Origin of the sequence: Aliibacillus thermotolerans (assembly GCF_027853235.1) — a bacterium.
Lineage (GTDB): Bacteria > Bacillota > Bacilli > Bacillales > Marinococcaceae > Aliibacillus > Aliibacillus thermotolerans.
Map to the genome: position 1 here is coordinate 1 of NZ_WKJG01000099.1, position 1,406 is coordinate 1,406.

General features: G+C 55.1%; 1 rRNA gene. It reads right to left on the reverse strand.

The annotated features are described in order from the left end of the window. Positions 1–86 precede the first annotated feature (86 nt). Positions 87–1,406, reverse strand: a 16S ribosomal RNA gene (locus GJS40_RS13415); the annotation flags it as partial.

Here is a 1,406-nt window from a genome sequence, read left to right on the forward strand (position 1 = left end):
AGAGGGTATCCTCTCAAAATTGAATGAAAGTCATAAGCGCCCTTTCGAAACCAATGTTTCGAATCGACTCGGAATTTACTCCGTAGAAAGGAGGTGATCCATCCCCACCTTCCGGTAGGGATACCTTGTTACGACTTCACCCCAATCACCTGCCCCACCTTCGGCGGCTGGCTCCAAATGGTTACCTCACCGACTTCGGGTGTTGCAAGCTCTCGTGGTGTGACGGGCGGTGTGTACAAGGCCCGGGAACGTATTCACCGTGGCGTGCTGATCCACGATTACTAGCGATTCCGGCTTCATGCAGGCGAGTTGCAGCCTGCAATCCGAACTGAGAATGGCTTTTTGGGATTCGCTCCGCCTCACGACTTCGCTTCCCTTTGTACCATCCATTGTAGCACGTGTGTAGCCCAGGTCATAAGGGGCATGATGATTTGACGTCATCCCCACCTTCCTCCGGTTTGTCACCGGCAGTCACCTTAGAGTGCCCAACTCAATGCTGGCAACTAAGGTCAAGGGTTGCGCTCGTTGCGGGACTTAACCCAACATCTCACGACACGAGCTGACGACAACCATGCACCACCTGTCATTCTGTCCCCCGAAGGGGAACCTTCTATCTCTAGAAGTAGCAGAAGATGTCAAGACCTGGTAAGGTTCTTCGCGTTGCTTCGAATTAAACCACATGCTCCACCGCTTGTGCGGGCCCCCGTCAATTCCTTTGAGTTTCAACCTTGCGGTCGTACTCCCCAGGCGGAGTGCTTAATGCGTTAACTCCGGCACTAAGGGCGTCGAAACCCCTAACACCTAGCACTCATCGTTTACGGCGTGGACTACCAGGGTATCTAATCCTGTTCGCTACCCACGCTTTCGCGCCTCAGCGTCAGTTACAGGCCAGAGAGCCGCCTTCGCCACTGGTGTTCCTCCACATCTCTACGCATTTCACCGCTACACGTGGAATTCCACTCTCCTCTCCTGCACTCAAGTCCCCCAGTTTCCAATGACCTTCCACGGTTGAGCCGTGGGCTTTCACATCAGACTTAGAGGACCGCCTGCGCGCCCTTTACGCCCAATAATTCCGGACAACGCTTGCCCCCTACGTATTACCGCGGCTGCTGGCACGTAGTTAGCCGGGGCTTTCTGATTCGGTACCGTCACGGTAACGGCCTCTTCGACCGCTACTTGTTCTTCCCGAATAACAGAGCTTTACGATCCGAAAACCTTCTTCACTCACGCGGCGTTGCACCGTCAGGCTTGCGCCCATTGCGGATGATTCCCTACTGCTGCCTCCCGTAGGAGTCTGGACCGTGTCTCAGTTCCAGTGTGGCCGATCACCCTCTCAGGTCGGCTACGCATCGTTGCCTTGGTAAGCCGTTACCTCACCAACTAGCTAATGCGCCGCGGGCCCATCT